This is a genomic window from Cohnella thailandensis (genome assembly GCF_014212135.1).
In the GTDB taxonomy this organism is placed as follows: Bacteria; Bacillota; Bacilli; order Paenibacillales; family Paenibacillaceae; genus Cohnella; species Cohnella thailandensis.
Genome location: NZ_JACJVQ010000007.1, coordinates 1 through 17,105, shown reverse-complemented (window position 1 = coordinate 17,105; position 17,105 = coordinate 1). Strand labels below are relative to the sequence as shown.

Genomic DNA, 17,105 nt, shown 5'->3' with positions numbered 1-17,105 from the left:
ATTCGGCTCGTTTTCCTATCGATTGATGTAAGCGATTCCATAGAGAGGGGGGATGCCGTTCAAGGCTATCGCAACAACGCAGTCTATTTTCAGGGAGAAAGAGAGGAGATCGGGTTGATAAGGAAAATCAGAAAAACGGCAGCCAAGGCATTAAGCGCCATCCTGTTATTATCGTTAGTGCTTCCCGCGGTCCCGGAAGCCGCTTCGACCGCTCGGGCGGCAGAGCCGGTGGAGAAAAAGTTCGACTTCGGCACGGGAGCAAGTCCGGTGATGGAAGGCTTTATCGGCGTCGGACCTAACGATCTTTATGCCGCCGAACGCGGTTATGGCCTGGATCAAGCGATCAATTCCCGCCTCCGTTCGGGAGGAACGGATCTGACGAACGACTTCGTGCTGGCGACATCGTTCAGCTTCATGGTCGATCTGCCTAACGGCAATTACGACGTCACTCTGTATTCCGGCGATCTGTTGACGGGAACTTCGACGACCCGGCTCAACGTGACGCTGGAGGGGACTGCGGCCGGGACGATCCAAGCCCGTCAATCCGTCGGCGAAGGAACCTTCCGGACGACGGTCGCGGACGGTCAGCTTACCGTCGGGCTTAGCGGCGCGAACGGCGGCGGCGCTTATTTGAACGGAATTATCGTGAAGGAGGCCGTATCGGCTCCCCCGGAAGCTCCGGCTTCGCTAACGGTGACCGGAGTCGCGGCGGCGCCTCCGTCCGTCTCGCTGCAATGGGGCAGCGTCACGGATGCCGTCTATTACAATCTCTACCGCTCGGACGATGAAGGGGCCGGCTTCGCGCAGCTTGCCCAAGCAACGGGCACGGCTTATACCGATACGGCCGTTGTTCTGGGCGGACGGTATGCCTATCAAGTAACGGCGGTGAATGCGAACGGCCTGGAATCGGCTGCAAGCGTCTCTGCTGCGGCGGAGGTTCCGAATTCCGGAGAGCCGCCGGAGGATGCGGATCCGCTGCCCTCCGAGCTTCCGCTGAAGCTGGATTTCGGTCCGGGCGAGGTGGCGGACGGATACTTCGGGATTAAATCTCCCGTAGCCTATTCGCCGGAGCTGCGATACGGATTCGCGAATCCGTCCCTGGTCTTCTCCGGGAACAGCGGTTCGGCGGATGCCGTGAAAGCCGACTATCTGATGCCGGTCGGGACGAACTTCAACGTCGACCTGCCTAACGGAGATTACGCGGTTACGGTAACCGCGGGCGACGCCGGCGGCTCCTCCGAAACGGCCGTGTCCGTCGAAGGAATGACCGCCGCCAAGATCGCGCTCACCTCGAAGCCTGCCGGCGAGTATCTGGAGCAGACGTTCGAGGTCGCGCTGGTGGACGGGCAGCTTACCTTCACGTTCTCGGGCACGGCCCCTAAGATCAACGGATTGGTGATCTCGAAGCTGCCGGAACGCTCGGCCGGAGAGACGCCGACGGTTTATATCGCCGGGGATTCCACCGTCCAGACCTACGATCCCTATTGGAAGCCGCAGGCCGGATGGGGACAGATGATTTCCCGTTACTTCTCCAGCGACATTGCCTTCAGCAACCAGTCGATCGGAGGCCGAAGCTCGAAGTCCTTCCTGCTGGAAGGCCGCTTGGATACGATCCTGCGATCGATCAAGCCGAACGATTATTTCCTGATCCAATTCGGCCATAACGACGCGACGATCAGCATTCCGGAACGCTATGCGTCTCCGGCCGACTTCAAGGGTTACCTGAAGACCTATATCGAAGGAGCCCGTCAACGCGGCGCCACTCCGATCCTCGTGACGCCGGTTGGCCGGCGGGACTATAACGCGGACACGGGCTTGTTCAACGTGAGCTTCCCGGAGTACGTGGCCGCGATGAAGGAGCTCGCCGCGGAGCTGAACGTGCCGCTTGTCGATCTAAGCACGCTCAGCCGGGAGTACTACAATACGATCGGACCGGAAGGGACGCTGGCCGTGTTCCTGCATGTTCCCGCCGGCGTTTACGGAGCCTTCCCGAGCGGCTCCGAGGACAATACGCACTTCCAGGAATACGGCGCCATTCAGATCGCCCGGTTGCTGTCGGGCGGCATTCGGCAGCTCGACCTTCCGCTGGCGTCCTATGTAACGGACACGGAACCTCCGGCAGAGGTGCCGGCGAAGCCGACGGGCCTTACGGCCAGCAGCGTGAGCAACGCGGGGGCCGTCCTGAACTGGAACGCCGTGGAAGGAGCGGATATCTACAAGATTTACCGCAAGCCGACTTCCGCTTCGGATTATACGCTGATCGGTTCGGCTACCGTGCCGACGATCACGATCCAGGGAATGACGGAAGGACAGTCCTACGACGTCGTCGTCACCGCGGTGAACGGCAAGGGCGAGTCGGAGCATTCGGAGCCGATCGTTATCCGCACGAAGCAAGCGACGCTGAAGTTCGACTTCGGTCTCGCGGGATCGCCCGTCATGGAGGGCTATTCGGAAGTCAATCTTTCGACGGTATATACGCCGGAACGCGGCTACGGCATCGTCGACCCGGCCGGGATGATCGGACGCGATCGGGCGACCGGGACGGACCTGCTGCGCGATTGGCTCGGCTATTTCAACGTCGGATGGAAATTCAACGTCGACGTTCCGAACGGCCTTTATTCGGTGAAGCTCTATGTGGGCGATTACTTGGGCAGCGCCAGGACAACCGTTGCCATCGAGGACGTCGATTACGGCACCGTATCCGCGGGCAGCCGCACGATCGCCGAGAAGATCATTCCGCAAACGTGGGTGTCGGACGGTCAAATGAGCTTCTCGTTCGGCGGCGCAACCGCCATCGTGAACGGGCTGGAGATCACGCCGATCCTGATGGCGCCTTCCGCGCTCAAGGCGGACGGGATCGATACCGATCCCGATCATCCGTCCGTATCGCTATCGTGGCAAGGGGTTGACGATGCGGCGAAATATAACGTTTACCGCGGCGTAAGCGGCTCGGCCGCGTTCGAGTTGATCGGGAGCCCGGCAACGAACGCTTACGTCGACCATACGGTAGACGTCGGAATGGAGTACGTCTATCAAGTAACGACCGTAGACGTCGCGGCGGCGGAGACGGGACCTTCGAATACCCTTGAGGTTTCCCTGGTCGATCCGAACGTGCCGATACCGGTGCCTCCCGTCAACCTAAGAACGGAAGAAGTGAACAAGAACGATCTGACGATCGGCTGGGACGCGAGCGAAGGAGCGAGGGCGTACCGCGTTTACCGTTCGACCAGCGAGAACGGAAGCTACGAGCCGATCGGCAGATCGGCGACGACCGGCTTCACCGATACGACCGTTCTGACGACGATTCCATATTATTACAAGGTAGCGGCGGTCAGCGCGGGAGGCGTCTCCGAGCTGTCCGAAGTCCTGACGACTCCGGCGGTTACGGTGCTTTACCGTCAGGCGGAATATTTGGACCGCGCGCTGGTCGCCGTGAAGCAGGAAGGCGGCGTCTACGTCGGCTGGAGGATGCTCGGCACCGATCCGTCCGACATCTCCTTCAACCTGTACCGGGACGGCTCGAAGGTAAACGCCGATCCGATCGACGGAGCGACCAACCTGTTCGACGCGTCCGGCACGGATTCCTCGATTTACGTGCTGAAGACCGTCGACGCGAGCGGCAAGGAACGGACGGCCTCGAAGGAGACGGCCGTATGGCAGAACGACTACTTGGCCGTGCCGATTCAGAAGCCGACGGGCGGCATTACGCCAGCCGGCGAGGCCTATACTTACAGCGCAAGCGACTCGAGCGTCGGGGATCTGGACGGCGACGAAGTCTACGAGCTGATCGTCAAGTGGGATCCGTCCAACGCGCACGATAACTCGCAGGCCGGCTATACCGGCAACGTCTATATCGACGCTTATAAGCTGGACGGCACGAGGCTGTGGCGAATCGACCTCGGCAAGAACATCCGCGCGGGAGCCCATTACACCCAATTCATGGTGTACGATCTGGACGGCGACGGGAAGGCGGAGGTCGCGTTCAAGACGGCGGACGGCACGATCGACGGAACGGGAGCGGCCATCGGCATTGCCTCCGCCGACCACCGCAACAGCAGCGGCTACATTCTGCAAGGGCCGGAATACTTGACCGTGTTCGACGGCCTAACCGGCCGGGCGCTGACGACGACCGTTTACGACCCGCCGCGGGGAACCGTCTCGGATTGGGGAGACGCCTACGGCAACCGGGTCGACCGCTTCCTGGCCGCGGTCGCTTATCTGGACGGCGAACATCCGAGCTTGATCGTAAGTCGCGGCTATTATACGAGAACGGTCATCGTCGCTTACGATTACAGGAACGGCGAACTCGTCAAGCGTTGGAAGTTCGATTCGAACGACAAGGAGTACGGGGCTGCGTATACGGGCCAAGGGGATCACAACCTGTCCATCGGCGACGTCGATCGCGACGGCAAGGACGAAATCACGTTCGGAGCCATGGCCATCGACGATAACGGCAAGCCGCTCTACAACACGGGACTCGGGCACGGTGACGCTCAGCATCTGGGCGACCTCGATCCGAGCCGGCCGGGACTTGAGTTTTTCAACGTTCATGAGCATGCCGATTCGCCCTATGGGATGGACTTCCGCGACGCGGAGACGGGCGAAGTGCTCTGGGGCGTCTACACCGGCATCGACACCGGCCGCGGAATGTCCGCCGACATCGATCCGAACTACTTGGGCGAAGAGGTATGGGCCGCCACGATCACGAACGAGCAGCACGTTCCGATCACCGGACTGTACAGCGCGAAGGGCGAGCTGATCAGCACGGCCATTCCGGCGTCGACGAACTTCGGCATCTGGTGGGATGGGGATCTAAGCCGCGAGCTGCTCGACTCCAACCATATCGACAAGTGGGATTACGCGAACCGGACGACCAACCGCCTGTTTACGGCGGAAGGAGCTCTCTCGAACAACGGCACGAAAGCGACGCCGAACCTGCAAGCGGATCTCTTCGGCGACTGGCGAGAAGAAGCCGTATGGAGAAGCGAGGACAGCTCCGAGCTGCGGATCTACACGACGACCGACCCGACCGAGACGCGTCTGCGCACGCTGATGCACGACCCGATTTACCGTCTCGGCGTCGCTTGGCAGAACGTCGCCTACAATCAGCCGCCGCATACGAGCTTCTATCTCGGAACCGGCATGGAGGAGCCGCCAGCGCCCAAGATTCAAGTGGTCGGCGCGCCCGCGGAAGATCGGGAGGCGCCGACGACGACGGCCGTTCCGACCGGGGACCTGCAGAACGGCACGTACCGTTCGGCCGTGCAGGTTGCTTTCGAAGCGACCGATGAAGGCTCCGGAGTCGCGGCGACTTATTACCGGATCGATAACGGGGACATCGTATCCGGAAAACAAGCGACTATCGAAACGGAAGGAGATCATACGGTTCAGTTTTGGAGCGTAGACCGCGAAGGGAATGAAGAAGCGCCCCGAACGCTCTCCTTTACGATCGATCTGACGCCGCCGACGGATCAGGCGACCGCCGCTCCCGGCAAGCCGGTCCTGTCGGACGACAACGGCCATGACACGGGACTCCGGGACGGATCGTACGCGGTGACGATGAACCTGTGGTGGGGCAATAACGGCACGAAGTTTAAGCTCTACGAGAACGGAACGCTCATCAACACCGTGAACCTGGAGGATGGCTCGCCGTCCGCCCAAACCGTGAAGACGGATATCGGCGGCAAGAAGAACGGCACCTACGTTTATACGTGCGAGCTGTCCAATGCGTTCGGACGGGCGGAATGCGCGCCTCTTACCGTAGTCGTTACGGACGCTTCGCCGGGGCAAGCCGTTCTGTCGCACGACAACTGGGACGGGGACGGCAGCTTCAAGATTGCCATGAATTTGTGGTGGGGAACGAACGCAACGGAGTATGCTTTGTACGAGAACGGGGTGCTCGTGGATACGCAAGCGTTGACGGCCAACACGCCGAACGCTCAATCGGCCGTAACGGCATTTACCGGGAAGGCGAAGGGGACTTACGAGTATCAAGCCGTGCTCCGCAACGAAGCCGGCGAGACGAAGACGGCGAAGATAAAAGTAACGGTTCGATCGTAATTATTGGCAAGAGAGGGCGTCTCCGTAGAGGCGCCCTCTTAGTCTATCGAGAAAGTAATGTGACTTCCATGCCCAGGTGGCGCTAACGGACACTCGCGACTCTTAAACACCGATTTATAGACCGTTTGAAAGGTAACGGACATACAGTCCGTTAGCCTACGGAAACGGCCTTAAAAAAGGTGTTTTTGCCCATCTAAGGGTTTCCTATGTCCATTAAAAATTTTAAAAGGCTACCTCGACGTTCTAACGGACTGTATGTCCGAAAGAACAACGGTTAACCTGCTGAAGACTGGCAGGTTCTCAAGAATTATACCATCGCGGATTTGCGGAAAACGCTGGATCCCTAAGGCAGCAGCCTCGCAATGTCTACTCCATTCTTACATAGCAGCGATCCTTGTGCCGTTCGACGACGACCGGCGCTTCGAAGAATTCGCTCATCGTCGCCGAGTTCATGACCTCCGAAGTCGCTCCCTGGCGGAATGCCTCGCCTCGCCTTAGCAGCAACGTGCGAGCGAATGCCGGCAGGATCTCCTCGGTATGATGCGTCACGTAGATGACGGTCGGCATGTTCTCCTGCCGGGTCAGATCGTCGATGCTGGCCAGCAGCCGCTCCCGCGAGAACAGATCCAGCCCGTTGCACGGTTCATCCAGAATAAGAAGCTTCGGATCGGCCATCAGGGCTCTGGCGATGAGCAGCTTCTGCTTTTCGCCTTGGGAGCATGTCCGGTATTCCCGGTCCCACAGGTGCGGGCAGCCAAGCGCCGCCATAAGCGTCTCCGCTTTGAGGAAATCCTCGGGCGTCGGATTCTCGTACAATCCGATAGAGGCGAATTTGCCGCTGATGACGACGTATTGCGCGCGGTCGGCGCCGTACAGCTTCTCTTGAAGGGACGAGCTGACCCATCCGATCGACTGCCGCAGCTCCCGTAGATCGACTTCCCCGAAACGTTGGCCCAGAACGGTCACGTTTCCTTTGGTCGGCCAATAATAGCCATTGACGATGTTAAGCAACGTCGTTTTGCCCGAGCCGTTCAAGCCGAGCAGCGCCCAGTGCTCATGGCGGCGGATCCGCCAATGAATATCGTTAAGCAGCGTAAGCTCGCCGCGCCTCCAGGTTACTCCTTCAAGCCGGATTATATCCTCTATTTCCTCCACAAGCCGCTCTCCTTTTCCAAGACGAATATCGCGTTTTCTTCTATCATAAGCAAGCCCGCAACGGCTGTCGTCGCGAAAATTGCGGCATCGGGCCGCAACTTTTGCTATACTCAGGGCACATAGACGAAATGATAGGTGGCCGCGATGAAGATCAGAATCGATACGCCGCGAATGTCGCTTTGGAGAATCGAAGAGGAGCACGATACGCCCCCTCACATTCACGAGAGAGAGTTCCAAATCACGGTGCCCGTCCACGGATCCTGCCTCTTCGTCGGGAAGCATCGTTCTTACGAGCTCGAATGCGGAGAAGGCTACGTGCAATACCCGGAGGAGCCGCATGAGCTTCACGTGTCCGATCGGGCGGGAGTCATCGTGCTGCAAGTGGACCGGGGCGGGTTCGACGAATTCAATCGGCAGCAGCCCCTGGAGCTGGACATCCGGCAGCGGATCGATCCGGTCGAGCTGAGCAGCCGTTTCCGCCAGTGGGCGTCAACCCTTCTGCTGCAAGATTCGGCGGATCCCATGGCCGTGCAAGAGACGGAGACGCAGGTGCTTCATTTCCTGTCGCGCGTGCTAAGGGGCAACCAGACGAACAAGCGGGATGCCGCCGTCGCCAGCGTGTCCACGTCCGACAGGCACATGGCCCTGGCGCTGGATTATATGCACGAACATTTTACGGAAAAGCTCGGCATCGACACTCTGGCTGCGATCGCGCTGCAGAGCCGGTTTCATTTTATCCGGTCGTTTAAGGCCATCCTCGGCATGACCCCTTATCAATACCTGCTCTCGCTCCGGATAGAAGAGGCCAAAGCCCGGTTAAGCCGCAGAGACGCCACGGTCACGGAGATCAGCCATAGCCTGGGGTTCGGAAGCGCCAGCCAATTCTACCGGGTATTCGTCAAGAGCGTCGGGACGACGCCGGAGCAATATCGGAGCGGGCTGCGGATATAACCGGAGCAGCAGCAAAGACACAAGAACAGGAGAGTTTACATGCAATTAAGCGAATTTTGCGAAGGCATTCAATTGAATGACATGGCCCGCCGACAGCTCGAAGCCTATGTCATGGAGGAAAGCGATTACTTAGAACATAAGCGGCACTTTCTGGCGGATCGCCATTCTTTTTTCGAACGCGTCACGGGCGAAGAAGGCTACAGGCAAAGGCTTCTTTATTTGTTCGCGAGGTTTGCCGTGGATGCTTATGAGGAGTATCGGGTGCGGGGAATCCCCGAAGACGTTTATTTCGATACGTTCTCGGATATTCGGATTTGGTCCGAGGTTTGTCGCCGGGATTACGGAGTATACGGCATCGAGGAATACGGCTGGCTGCAGGAGCATGTCCGGCTCCGTTTGTTTCGGCTTGGCCGGTTGCAATTCCAGCCTTATGCCTTCGAATCCGATATGAAGGTAAACGGATTGCTGATCGAGAAAAATCAGGTCGTGCTGAACGTACATATTCCGGAAGGGGAGCCCTTGACTCCGGAGGAGGTCGATCGCTCCTTCCGCTTGGCCCGAACCTTCTTCAGAGGTATCCCTCCGATTTTTACTTGCCGTTCGTGGCTGTTATATCCCGGACTAGCGAATATTTTGAGCCTCGAATCGAATATCTTGCGATTTCAGCGGCTGTTTAGTATTTACGAAGTCGACGAAACCTCAAGGGAAGCGGAGCAGCGCATTTTTATTCGAACCGCATCCGATCCCTCCGAATACGGGGAGCAGACAAGCCTGCAGCGCGCCGCCAAAGCGTATTTGCTTGCCGGCGGCAAGCTCGGCAGAGGCTGCGGCGTCTATATCCCCGATTCGGAGTAGGATAAGCCTAATCGCTTGAACACAGCTCCGGGACGTCCTTCCGGACAACGGCGAGCCATTGATCGGCGATAAGCTGATGGCCGGCCGCGGTAGGATGGACGCCGTCCCAGATCCAATAGCTCGCCTCGGCCCGCTCGGACGCTCGATCGAATACTTCCTGCAACGGCACGAAGATGGCACCGTACTGCAAGGCCAGCTCCCGCACTTTCGCCTGATAATCGGCGATAGCCGTTCGCCATTCCTCCCAGCGCTCCGCCGGACCGCCGACTTTCAGAAGAAAAGGCTCGCAGAGAACCAGCCGAGCGTTAGGGAGCACTTCCCTCGTCTCATCCAGCAGATGGCGGTACGTTCGTTCGAACCGGTCGGTAACGCCTCCCGGCTGGCCGTGCATGCGGAACCAAACGTCGTTGACGCCGGCGAGGATGCTGATGAGATCCGGACGAACGGCGAACGCGTCCTCGTTCCAGCGGGCATACAGGTCGGAGAGGCGATTGCCGCTGATTCCGCGATTGACGAAATGAAGGCCCCTTTCGGCCAAGTCGGCCCCCAAGCGGGTCGCGACCAAAAAAGGGTAGCTATGGCCCAGAATATGGTTAAGGTCCTCGCTCCGGCCCCTGCCGCCGTCCGTGATGGAGTCGCCTTGGAATAGAACGGTATAACGGGTTGCGCTCATGTTCGAACTCTCCTTTGCCATTGTCGTAGGTTATATGGTTTCGCTGCTCTCCTGAAGCCGGCTTTTGTACTCGAGAGGGCTGGAACCGGTCCTGTCCTTGAATACCTTGGAGAAATAATGCTGATCCCCGAAGCACAGAACCTCCGCGATCTCCTTGATCAGCATCTCCGGCTTCGCCTCCATCAGGCGGCGGGCTTCGGCGATCTTCAAGTCGGTGTAGAAGTTCACGAACGTCTGGCCGCCGTGCCGTTTGACGATGCGGCTGATGTAGGACGGGCTGACGTGGAACCGGTCCACGAGGTCCTGTATCGCGACGTTCGAGTACAGGTTCGTTCTCAGGTATTGGTCGATCTGATGGAACAGCTCCTGTCCGCTCTTGCGGCGGCTGGACCGGATAGCTTCGAGCCATTCCTCCGCGAAGGCCAGCAGCTCGGAGCGGAACGTCTCGTAATCCGCAAGCTCGAGAAGCCTCTCCGCTCGGCCCGGAAGCTCCGCCGTCGCGAGAGAGCCGACGCTTTCGAGCACGGAGACAAAGGAGGCTGCGAGGCGCCGGACGAATCTCCGCAGCTCCTCCAAGCGCAGCCCGGTTGTCTTCCACTTGGCCAATTGCTCCGACAGCAAGAGGAGGAACCGATCCTTCTCCGACTGCTGGATAAGAGCTGCGTAACCATCTTCCAACCGGTCGATCTCCTCGTAAGAAGGTTCGGAGAACGGAAGAGGTTGAGTGAGCTCGAACGCAAGCGGGCGGAAAACGAGCATTCTATCATCCAACAGCCGCGACGCTTCCCGAATCTTCTCCGGCAGGGCGTTCCAAGCCGCCGTTTGGAGACCGGCGGCAAACGAAACGGACCAGCCCTTCTCCTGCAAGCTCTCTCGCCAATCCTCCAGAAGGCTTGCGGTCGAATCCGCCTCGCTTCTCGGCCAATCGTCGCCGCCCAAGATCAGAACGCCGTCGCCGGAAGCCGTCTGCAGAACGATGGCCGATGGGGGAAGAGACAGCGCCGATCGAATCGGCTCCGGAGCAAGCGCGTTCATCCCGGAGAACGGCTGCCGCCGAACGAGAAGAAACCGGCTGGCGGCCTTGACCGCTTCCGGATCCCGCTCGAGCGCTTTCCAGCCGCTCTCGGAGACCAGGTCGCGAAACAAGGAAGCCGGAGTGGGCTGAGCGGCACGAAGCCGTTCGAGCACGTTCGAGAGGACCTCGGTCAGCTGGCTTTTCTCCACGGGCTTAAGCAGATAATCGCTAACTTGCAGGTTCAGCGCTTTGCGCGTGTATTCGAAATCGCTGTAGCTGCTGATCAGGATCGCCTTCAGTTCCGGCTGCAGCTTTTTGGCCTCCGCGATCAGAGTCAGACCGTCCATCTTCGGCATGCGAATATCCGTAAGCAGGATATCGAAGGATTGGGAGCGGAAGCGCTCCAAGGCTTCTTCGCCGTTGACGGCCGTCGCCGCGACCCGGATCGGAAGCCCCGACGTCTCCAGCAGCATGGTCAAATTCCTCAGAATAGGCTTGCTATCCTCGGCAATGAGCACGTCATACATGATTGTGAGCCCCCTTTCTCCTCAGTAGAAATCCCGTTTAAGAGAAGCGATGATCTGCACGGTCGTGCCGCCGTCCTCATTGGTGAAGATATTGAAGAAGACGCGGTTGCGGTACATCAGCTTCAGCCGGTTCACCGTGTTGATGACGCCCATGCTGCCGATTCCGAGCGACTCGCTCTTCATCTCTTGAACGCCGTGATCGGACTGCTCGATTTTCTCCATCATGCGCCGGATCTCTTCCGAGTTCATCCCTTTGCCGTTGTCGCCGATCTCGATCGCCCAGAGCCCGTTGTACAGCTTGACCGCGATCTTGATTCGCCAAGGCGGATCCGTGCTGTCGAAGGCGTGCTCGATCGCGTTCTCGACGAAGGGCTGAATGACGAGGCGGGGAAGCTGGATCGCGTCGGCCGAAGGATCGAGCTCGATGCTCCACTCGAGGTCGTCTTCGTAATTCCGTTCGACCAGCGACAAGTATCGCTTCGTATGCTCGATCTCCTCGAGCATGCTCACATGCTGATAAGGCGAAGAGACGATGTAGCGCAGACTCTCGGACAGCTGCTTGCACATGGCGGATACCGCATCGTTCTTGCCTTCCTGGGAGGCAATGCTGATCAGGTACAGCGAATTGTGGATAAAATGGGGCGCGATTTGCGCCTGCAGAGCGGAATTCCGCGCCATTACCTCTTCGTGAACGGCCAGCTTCTCCCTCTCGATGGAATTCTGTAGCCGTTCCAGCATCTCCCCGAACGCCTCGTTCAGCAGCTGCAGCTCGTTGTTATGCAGCCGCCGGTCGGCCTGCAAATTCAGGTTGCTGTAGTTCATGCGCGTGATCTGGCTTCGCAGGCGGCGGATCGGCAGCACGAAGTTTCGGGCGGAGACGTAGACGTATACCAATGAGAAGAGCGCCAGCGAGACGATCATCAGGATCGAGAGGTTGCGGACCGAGTTGACGGAGCCGAACGCCGAGGCTTTGGAGGCGACGACAACCGACGTCCAGTCGTTGTTCTCCGATGTCCGGTAAGCGACGTAATGGCGGCGGGAGCTGTCGGTAAAGAATCCGCTTCCGGACCACTCGCGATTCAGCTCGTCCTTCGGGTATTCCTCGTCGGCTTCGGAGGACGCCAGCACGACCGTTCCGTCCGTATCGAGAATATAGACGTCCGACCCGACAACGCCGTCCGCCAGCTTCCGAAGAAAGGCGCTGTCGAGCATAATGTACAGGTACCCGTAGATTTTGCCGTCCTTATCGTTAATCGACCGAATAAAAGCCATCTCGCCATGCGGATCTTTATAAAGAAAATAATGGCTGTCGTTTAGCGGAGCGGCATATTTCGGATTCGAGATGATCGGGCCCAGATCGGACGGAGCGCCCATTCCGAGATAAGAGACGAGCTCCCGGCCTTCCAGATCGTACACGATCATATCCCGGATGTCCATGGTCGGCCCGAGCGCCCGGAACATGTAATCCTTGAGCAGGCGGTCTTTTGTTAGCTTATTATAAGCGGGCGGATTCTCCGGATCCAACAGGGCAAGCAGGTCCTTGTTGGCGAGAAGTCTCTGGGACAGCTGATTCTGAAGGTCCAGGTAGCCGTCCAGCTGCTCCGATACCTTCGCCGCGGACAGCTGCGTTTCTTCGACGGTTTTCTCCCACAGCGGCTTGAAGACGAAGGTGTTCACGTAGAGAAGGAATATGCCCAGCATGAGCAGCAGCAGCGGCAAGAACGTCCAGATCAGCTTGGACTGCAGGCTCGTTCTCAGGCGGAATCGACGCAATAGGCTGGCCAACGGCAGCGACCTCCCGATCTTTCGGTTCAGAATATTACACATGAAGAGTAAACCACAAACATGTACCTCGGTCAGGCCGAATTTTATAATCGATATTGTAATCGCATTCAAGCATTGTGACAACTACTAAGTCAATGGGGGAAGTTGGAATGAAACAGACAACCAAACGCGTATCCGCCGTTCTGGCAGCCTCGGCGCTTGCCGTCTCTCTGACCGCATGCGGCAATTCCGGAGACGATTCGTCGAACGCAAGCTCCGGTTCGGGCGGGAAGGTGACGATCGAGCTCGCCATTTCGAAAGCTTCTCAGGATTCCGCCTTCGTCGACCAGGACCTGCTGGACCAATTCGAGAAAGAAACGAATATCAAAGTCAATCTTCAATTGCTGCCGTCCGAACAGATCACGACGGTGCTCCAGACGAAGCTGGCCGTCGGAGAGACTCCGGACATCGTGCAGTACAACCTGGCCAGCGCCGTGACCGACTTGAACCTCGAGCGGAACTTCGAGATTCTCGACGACGAGCCTTGGGTCGGCCGCGTGGTCAACAAGAACGTGCTGTCCGCGCACGGGCACGTTTACGGCTTCCACGTCAGCCAAGACACCGGCATGCAAGGCGTCGTGTACAACAAGGATATCTTCAACGAGCTTGGCCTGTCCGTTCCTAAGAACTACGAAGAGTTCATCGCCGCCAGCCAGAAAATCAAGGATGCGGGCATTACGCCGATCTTCATGCCGTTCAAGGATGCTTGGGCGACCAATATCTGGACGTCCGCCGCGCTGGCCGATTACGCGAGCAAGAACGACCCGACCCTGTTCGAGGATTTGAACACGAACAAGAAGAAGTGGAACGAGATTCCGGAGCTGGAGACGCTCATCGATCAGCAATACCAGCTGTACAAGCAAGGCCTGACGAACGCCGACGTCCTCAGCGACAGCTACGACATGGCCGTGGGCAAATTCCTTAACAAGGAAGTCGCGATGATGTTCATGGGCGACTGGCTGATCCAAGACGTCGAGACCAAGGATCCTAATGTCCACCTGGGTCTGTTCCCGGTTCCGTACACGGACAACGTGCTGATGGGAGCCAGCCCGCTGGGCGGCCAGCTGTTCATTCCGAAGCAAGCGAAGCATCTCGCCGAAGCGAAGAAGTTCCTTGAATTCCTTGGGTCCAAGGACGTAGCGCAGCAGATCGTGACCGAGCAGAAATACGTCTCCAACTTCAGCGACGTCACGACTCCGGAGCTGCCGGAATACAAGCAGGAGATCGTCGACAACTACATCACCCCGCAGAAGACCGTCACGACGATGGAAGGCTACCTGCAGGTCGACATGAGCGAGATGTACCGCAGCTTCCAGGACGTATACGCGGGAGGCAAGTCGGCGAAGGAAGCGCTGGACGCCTGGAATACGAAGTTCCAGCAGCTGATGAAGGACAAGGGAGTCGAAGGCTTCTAAGAAAAAAAGGCGGACACGGACAGAATCGGCCGCGCGCCGGTTCTGTCCCCTCCGTTACGGAGAGTGAATCATGAAGATATACAAGAGGCTTTATTCCTACTATATGATTTGGCCGGCGCTGCTCATCTACTGCATCTTCTTCGTTCTGCCGACGATTATCGGCCTCTTCTACTCCTTCACGGACTGGCGGCTGGACCGAACGGAGATTCACTGGAACGGCTGGACGAACTTCAAGACGATCTTCTCGGACAGCACGCTGCTGCTGGCGCTCAAGAACACGTTGATCTTCGCGGTCGTCACCGTCATCGGGAAGAACGTGATCGGGATCGCGCTTGCCGTCGCTTTAAATATGAAGCTGAAGTCCCGCAACTGGCTGAGGGCGATTTTCTATTCTCCCTCCATCCTGAGCATCATGGTCATCAGCATCGTATTTACACCGATGCTCCGATCCGACGGATCCATCAACAAGATCCTCGAGTGGTTCGGCCTGGGCTCGCTGTCCCAAGCCTGGCTGACCGATCCGGCCATCGTCATTCTGACGATCTCCTTCGTCTCGATCTGGCAGACGGCCGGATTCCAGATGGCGATCTACCTCGCCGGCCTCCAGTCGATCTCGAAGGAGTATTATGAAGCGGCTACGATCGACGGGGCGGGCAGTTGGAAGAGCTTCTTGAACATCACGCTGCCGCTGCTTCTGCCGGCGATAAACATCAACGTCATGCTGACCTTGATCGGCGGATTGAAAGTATTCTCCGAGGTGTTCGTGCTCACCGGGGGAGGACCGGGCAATGCTTCGCAGGTCGTCGGAACGATCATCCTGCGCTCGTTCGGCGAAGGCAGCTGGGGGCTCGGCACCGCCGTCAACACGCTGCTGTTCGTGGCCGTCACGATCATCTCGATTCCGCTGCTGATGTTCATGCGCCGCAAGGAGGTCTCCGAATAATGAATCTGCTCGCAAGAAAGTCCTGGCGCAACTATCTCGTCGAATTGATCATGATCCTCGCCTCTCTGCTTGTCCTGCTTCCGATTCTCGTCATGCTTCTCGGGTCGTTCAAGACAAGCGCGGAGGTGTTGGATTTCTCGCTCTCGCTTCCGAAAGAATGGATGTTCAGCAACTACAAGCTCGTCTACGAGGAAGGCGATCTGCTGAGAGCGTTCCTGAACGGCATTCTCATTACCGGAATTTCGTCCGTCGTCAACATCGTGACGACGTCGGCGGCGTCGTTCGTGCTGGTAAGAAGGGAATCGCGCTTGTCCAACTTCCTGTACCTTTTCTTCTTCATGGGCCTGATCGCGCCGATGTCCACGATCACGACGATTCGCGTCGTCCAGTGGATGGGCTTCTACGGAAGCGTAACGAGCGTCATCTTGATTTATGCCGCCTTGAATACCGCGTTTAGCGTATTCCTGTACAACGGCTTCATCAAGTCGATCCCGAAGGTGCTCGACGAGGTCGCATTCCTCGAGGGCGCGGGCATGTTCAGCGTTTTCTTCCGGATTATCATTCCGCTTATCGTACCCGTGAACGCTACCGTCGCGATTATGGTGTTCATGTCGGTCTGGAACGACATCACGATTCCGCTGTACTTCCTCACCGACAGCTCCGATTGGACGATGCCGCTGTCGGTATACAACTTCTACGGCAAGTTCAGCCGGGATTGGAACCTGATCTTCGCGGATCTGGTGCTGACGTCGCTGCCCGTCTTCATTCTTTATTTGTTCGCGCAGAAATACATCGTCGGCGGTCTCACGGCCGGCGCGGTCAAAGGATAAGGCGCACGCAGCCGAAAGCCTTTATAATAGAAGGAAAAACCTCCAAGGAGCAAGAAAATGGCCAAACAAAGCGACACGATCAACACGGCGGCGATTCCGGTGTCCAAGCTGGAGGAAGACAGCTACGATTGGTGGGAGAGACACGAGCAGGTGCTGGGCATGCAGGCCGGGATCGACCCGGAGATCGTCATGATCGGGGATTCGATTACCCACTTCTGGGGCGGAGAGCCGAAGCCGCCGCATCTGCACGGATCGGGCGAAGTATGGAACTCGTTGTTCTCTTCTTACCGGGTGCTTAATATGGGCTTCGGTTGGGATCGCACGCAGAACGTGCTCTGGAGGCTCGATCACGGACAGCTGGACGGTCTGAATCCTAAGCTCGTCGTCATTCTGATCGGCACGAACAACACGAGCGAGACGGAGAACGCGAGAGCCAACACGGCCGAGGAGATCGCGGAAGGACTGGCGGCCATCTGCGACCGGGTGGAAGCCAAAGCCCCGAACGCGAGAATCGTCGTGATGGCGGTCTTCCCGCGGGAGAAGGAACCGGATCACCCTCGCCGGCTCCTGATTCAAGAGATCAACGCCAGGTATGCGAAGCTGGCGGAGGAGCGCGGCTACGCCTTCGTCGACATCGGACCCGAGCTGCTGGAAGCGGACGGAACGCTGTCGCCGGAGACGACGCCGGATTATTGCCATCTGACGGACCGCGGGTACCGGAAGTGGGCGGAGGCTCTGAAGCCTTATCTGGCGGAGGTTGCGAATTAGCGGCATAAAGCAATTTCAAAATAACGCAAATCCAAAAGGGGCTGTCCCAAAAGTAAGTTCTAAGCTCGCTTTGAGAACAGTTCGCTTAA

At 58.2% G+C, this 17,105-nt stretch carries 11 protein-coding genes; 7 read left to right on the top strand and 4 right to left on the bottom strand.

The genetic code is table 11. From position 1 onward, the window contains the following. Positions 1–114 precede the first annotated feature (114 nt). Entirely contained in the window at positions 115–6,060 is a 5,946-nt protein-coding gene (locus H7B67_RS31090) for a rhamnogalacturonan lyase family protein (RefSeq protein WP_281067801.1), read from the top strand. 366 nt (positions 6,061–6,426) lie between these two features. On the opposite strand, the gene H7B67_RS10075 is transcribed toward H7B67_RS31090, so the two are convergent. Then, on the bottom strand, positions 6,427–7,206 hold the full coding sequence (locus H7B67_RS10075; protein WP_185119957.1) for an ATP-binding cassette domain-containing protein: 780 nt from the start codon (positions 7,204–7,206) through the stop codon (positions 6,427–6,429). Between the two features lie 153 nt (positions 7,207–7,359). Between H7B67_RS10075 and H7B67_RS10070 the strand changes: the two genes are divergently transcribed. Together H7B67_RS10070 and H7B67_RS10065 are read left to right on the top strand one after the other, a co-directional pair. Beyond that, positions 7,360–8,166 carry an AraC family transcriptional regulator gene (locus H7B67_RS10070; protein WP_185119701.1) on the top strand — a complete coding sequence of 269 codons (807 nt, stop codon included), beginning with the start codon at positions 7,360–7,362 and terminating at the stop codon, positions 8,164–8,166. 39 nt (positions 8,167–8,205) lie between these two features. After that, entirely contained in the window at positions 8,206–9,021 is an 816-nt protein-coding gene (locus H7B67_RS10065) for an acyltransferase domain-containing protein (RefSeq protein WP_185119700.1), read from the top strand. Between the two features lie 7 nt (positions 9,022–9,028). On the opposite strand, the gene H7B67_RS10060 is transcribed toward H7B67_RS10065, so the two are convergent. Genes H7B67_RS10060 through H7B67_RS10050 form a run of 3 tightly spaced genes read right to left on the bottom strand, consistent with a single transcriptional unit; the run spans position 9,029 to position 13,021 of the window. Next, entirely contained in the window at positions 9,029–9,694 is a 666-nt protein-coding gene (locus tag H7B67_RS10060; protein ID WP_185119699.1) for an SGNH/GDSL hydrolase family protein, read from the bottom strand. Positions 9,695–9,724: 30 nt separating this feature from the next. Further along, the gene (locus H7B67_RS10055) at positions 9,725–11,236 is read right to left on the bottom strand and encodes a response regulator (protein ID WP_185119698.1); all 1,512 of its coding nucleotides are present in this window, start codon (positions 11,234–11,236) and stop codon (positions 9,725–9,727) included. Positions 11,237–11,257: 21 nt separating this feature from the next. Beyond that, positions 11,258–13,021, bottom strand: coding sequence for a cache domain-containing sensor histidine kinase (locus H7B67_RS10050; RefSeq protein WP_245363280.1), 1,764 nt, complete (start codon positions 13,019–13,021; stop codon positions 11,258–11,260). 149 nt (positions 13,022–13,170) lie between these two features. On the opposite strand from H7B67_RS10050, the gene H7B67_RS10045 reads away from it, so the two are divergent. The 4 genes from H7B67_RS10045 (at position 13,171) to H7B67_RS10030 (ending at position 17,016) form a co-directional block, all read left to right on the top strand. After that, positions 13,171–14,475 carry an ABC transporter substrate-binding protein gene (locus H7B67_RS10045; RefSeq protein ID WP_185119696.1) on the top strand — a complete coding sequence of 435 codons (1,305 nt, stop codon included), beginning with the start codon at positions 13,171–13,173 and terminating at the stop codon, positions 14,473–14,475. A 70-nt stretch (positions 14,476–14,545) separates the two neighbouring features. Then, the gene (locus H7B67_RS10040; protein ID WP_185119695.1) at positions 14,546–15,418 is read left to right on the top strand and encodes a carbohydrate ABC transporter permease; all 873 of its coding nucleotides are present in this window, start codon (positions 14,546–14,548) and stop codon (positions 15,416–15,418) included. Continuing rightward, positions 15,418–16,248, top strand: coding sequence for a carbohydrate ABC transporter permease (locus H7B67_RS10035; protein ID WP_185119694.1), 831 nt, complete (start codon positions 15,418–15,420; stop codon positions 16,246–16,248). Before H7B67_RS10040 ends, H7B67_RS10035 begins: the two co-directional genes overlap by 1 nt. 57 nt (positions 16,249–16,305) lie before the next feature. Continuing rightward, positions 16,306–17,016: a GDSL-type esterase/lipase family protein gene (locus H7B67_RS10030; protein ID WP_185119693.1), complete on the top strand. Its 711-nt coding sequence runs from the start codon at positions 16,306–16,308 to the stop codon at positions 17,014–17,016. Positions 17,017–17,105 lie beyond the last annotated feature (89 nt).

Bases quoted from the DNA above. Each gene is read 5' to 3' on its own strand.
- H7B67_RS10030 (WP_185119693.1), top strand. From the start codon at position 16,306: ATGGCCAAACAAAGCGACACGATCAACACGGCGGCGATTCCGGTGTCC.
- H7B67_RS10065 (WP_185119700.1), top strand. From the start codon at position 8,206: ATGCAATTAAGCGAATTTTGCGAAGGCATTCAATTGAATGACATGGCC.
- H7B67_RS10040 (WP_185119695.1), top strand. From the start codon at position 14,546: ATGAAGATATACAAGAGGCTTTATTCCTACTATATGATTTGGCCGGCG.
- H7B67_RS10055 (WP_185119698.1), bottom strand. From the start codon at position 11,236: ATGTATGACGTGCTCATTGCCGAGGATAGCAAGCCTATTCTGAGGAAT.
- H7B67_RS10070 (WP_185119701.1), top strand. From the start codon at position 7,360: ATGAAGATCAGAATCGATACGCCGCGAATGTCGCTTTGGAGAATCGAA.
- H7B67_RS10035 (WP_185119694.1), top strand. From the start codon at position 15,418: ATGAATCTGCTCGCAAGAAAGTCCTGGCGCAACTATCTCGTCGAATTG.
- H7B67_RS10060 (WP_185119699.1), bottom strand. From the start codon at position 9,694: ATGAGCGCAACCCGTTATACCGTTCTATTCCAAGGCGACTCCATCACG.
- H7B67_RS10045 (WP_185119696.1), top strand. From the start codon at position 13,171: ATGAAACAGACAACCAAACGCGTATCCGCCGTTCTGGCAGCCTCGGCG.